The organism is Frankia sp. AgKG'84/4, from assembly GCF_023242965.2.
In the GTDB taxonomy this organism is placed as follows: domain Bacteria; phylum Actinomycetota; class Actinomycetes; order Frankiales; family Frankiaceae; genus Frankia.
On record NZ_JALKFU020000616.1, the window covers coordinates 1 to 2998 of the forward strand.

The following is a 2998-nucleotide window of genomic DNA, read 5'->3' on the forward strand; positions in this document are numbered from 1 at the left end:
GCCAGCGCGGATGCGGGTGTGGGCGTGGGTGCGGGTGTGGGCGTGGGTGCCGACGGTGGTCCCGGTGGGGCTCCCCTCGTCGCGGCGGTGCGGGTGACCCTCGGGGCCGGGCTGCTCCTCGCCGGACTAGGCAGCCGCTCGCCGCTCGGTGTGCCGCTGGCTGTGGCCGGGATCGCCTGCGGGCTCGGTCCACTGCGGCGGTTGCTGCCCCCGGGCACGCTGGCCCTGCGTCCGGGCGTCCCCGCCGCCGTGGCCAGCCGAGGCCTGCTGACCTGGGCTTTCTTCGGGGCCGATACCTTCGTGCCACTGTCGATCACCGCGGTGCGGCACGCGTCGACGGCGATGGCCGGGTTGGCCGTGTCCAGCGCGACCCTTTGCTGGACCGCGGGGTCCTGGGCGCAGGCCCGGCTGGCGGGACGCGTCCGCGAACGCGATCTCATCGGCGCCGGGCTGGCCCTCGTCGCGCTCGGCACGGGCGGTTTCGCCACCATCCTGCTGCCAGAAGTTCCGCTGGCGGTCCCGGTCGCCGCCTGGGGACTCGCCGGCCTCGGCATCGGGATGTCGTACTCCACCGTCGTCACCCTCGTCCTGGCGGAGACGCCTGCGCAGCGCCACGGCGCGGCGAGCACAGGGGTGGCGTTGACCGACAACCTGGGCACGGCGTTCGGCGCCGGCATCAGCGGGGTGGCGGTGGCCGCGAGCCAGGCGGCGAACGGCACGCCGAACTCCGGGCTGGGGGTGGCCTTCGGGCTCACCGTGCTGGTCGGCCTGGTGGGGGCGCTGGTCGCCGTCCGTCGGCTGCCGGCCCGCCGCGGCGCCTATCCCCTGCCCGCCGATGTTTCCTGACGGGTACGAGACGAGGCGGGCGGTGCCGGACCGCCGGCGGCGGAAGTGAGGTGACGCGGGATGCCGGAGGGTGACACCGTGTGGCGGGCGGCCAGGCGGATGGACGCCGCGCTCGCCGGGGCCCCGCTGTTGCGCACCGAGTTCCGGGTGCCGCGGCTGGCCACGACCGACCTGTCGGGTCAGCGGATCACGAGCGTGGCGGCCCGGGGAAAGCACCTGCTGACCAGGTTCGACGGTGGCCTGACGTTGCACACCCACTTCCGGATGGAAGGGTCCTGGCACCTGTACCAGCCCGGTGCGCGCTGGTCGGGCGGCCCCGACTGGCAGATCCGGGCGGTGCTCATGACGGCCGAACGCAGCGCGGTCGGATACCGGCTGGCGGTCGTCGAGCTGCTGTCGAGCGCCCGGGAACCGGACGTGGTCGGCCATCTCGGCCCCGACGTGCTCGGGCCGGACTGGGATCTGGAGGACGCGGTCGGTCGGCTGCGGGCGCGGCCCGCGCTGCTGGTCGGCGCCGCGCTGCTCGACCAGCGAAACCTCGCCGGCCTGGGCAACATCTGGCGCACCGAGGCATGTTTCCTGGCTGGGGTGTCACCCTGGACGCCCGTGGGCGACGTACTCGACCTGCCTGGTCTCGTGCGTCGAGCTCAGGCGATGATCGAAGCCGGCGCCCACGGTGGGCATCAGGTGACGACCGGGTCCACGCGTCCCGGGGAGGAGCACTGGGTCTATGGCAGGGCCGGGCGGCCCTGCCGACGGTGCGCGAGCCGGATCCTCGTGGCCGACCAGGGCCGTGCGCCCGGCCAGATCGACGACGAAAGCCGGCGTACCACCTGGTGTCCGCGCTGCCAGGCGGGACCGAAGGCTTCCAGGGAAGCCTTCGCTGGCCACGGACGTACCGGGGCGGGCGCGTCGGTGCGCTCCGCCCGTCGTCGGCAGCGTTTCGGCGACACCGCTCCCTGAGAAAGCGCGCGCCTGACGACGATGCGTGACGATGATGGTGGCGGGCTGGATCCGTAGGTCATCCAGGTTCTGACTGGCCGTCAGTTCCGGGAAAAGCTGATCAGACGGGCTCGCCCACGGGTGAAGGCGCCTTCGGCGGCCTTGAGGCTGATCTCCAGGTCGGCGGCCGCCTCCCGGGTGCTCATCCCCGCCGCCCGCGCCATGATCACCTGACGTTCCCGGCCACGCAGCGTGCCGGCCTGGGACAGCAGCCAACGCGCCTCGGCATGGTCGCAGACCGCGTCGTCCGGAGCGGGCTCCCAGGACTGCAGGTACCCACGGACGACGGCCCGCTCGGCCCGCTGCCGGGCCCGGTGGTGATCGACGCAGAGGCGCAACACCGTGGTCGTCAGGAACTGACCGACCCGGTTCGCGTCGAGGTCACGGAAGCCAGCCGCACGAATGAACGCCTCGTGCACGCAGTCCTCCGCGTCGGCCTTGCTGGGCAGCCGACGACGAGCAATGTGGATCAGTCGCTCCCGGTGCGGGAGCATCAGCGACCAGCGCTGCTCGCTGTAGGGCCGGTCCAGTTCGGCCACTGCTGTTGCGGGTGTTGCAGGTGCGTGATCAACCGGAAGGATCTCCCCGGCAAGGCATGTCACGGTTTAGTCCACCTCTGGATAAATCGGACCGCGCCGCCCCCCAGCGACATCACGATCAAGCCGGTACGCGCCAGTACCGGAGAGCGACCGCGACGCGCCTTGGTCTCTTTAGTGCCCGCTGTGTGCCAAGCAGCGAGCTTTGGACAAGCCGGACATTACACATCCACTCCTGGGCAAGCCAGTGCCGCCCCGTCCGACCCCAGGTGCGGACAGAACAACACTAACGCACTGTTCCAGCTACGGAACTGGAACCGTTGACCTCAAGGTGGATCTACAACACCAAATCGTGACAAAAAGCGACGAAACACAAGGGGGGCACGGCGGCCGCCACAACGTGACCTATGCCTAACTGCCATGTGCTACGGAGCGTGGCCGCCCTTGAGGTCGCGAACGTGCCCGCCGACGACCCCAAGGTGCCACCCAGTTGCGTTGGTGACAGGGGTGTTGGGGGCCCCTCCGTTCGTACCGGCCCGAGCACGCCCGAGCCCGGCCGGCGCCGGCGGGTGCACCCGCCGGCGCCGTACTAGCCCGCGAGGTCGCGCAGGGCC

At 71.6% G+C, this 2998-nt stretch carries 3 protein-coding genes; 2 read left to right on the forward strand and 1 reads right to left on the reverse strand.

Annotated features, from left to right (window positions below; all coding sequences use genetic code 11):
* Positions 1 to 846: MFS transporter (locus MXD58_RS24030; RefSeq protein WP_518478671.1), on the forward strand; the 846-nt coding region annotated here is incomplete at its 5' end.
* 60 nt (positions 847 to 906) lie between these two features.
* Positions 907 to 1809 carry a DNA-formamidopyrimidine glycosylase family protein gene (locus MXD58_RS24035; protein WP_248838288.1) on the forward strand — a complete coding sequence of 301 codons (903 nt, stop codon included), beginning with the start codon at positions 907 to 909 and terminating at the stop codon, positions 1807 to 1809.
* Positions 1810 to 1889: 80 nt separating this feature from the next.
* Here MXD58_RS24035 and MXD58_RS24040 read toward each other — a convergent pair whose 3' ends face one another.
* Entirely contained in the window at positions 1890 to 2387 is a 498-nt protein-coding gene (locus MXD58_RS24040) for an RNA polymerase sigma factor (protein WP_248838287.1), read from the reverse strand.
* Between the last annotated feature and the right edge of the window lie 611 nt (positions 2388 to 2998).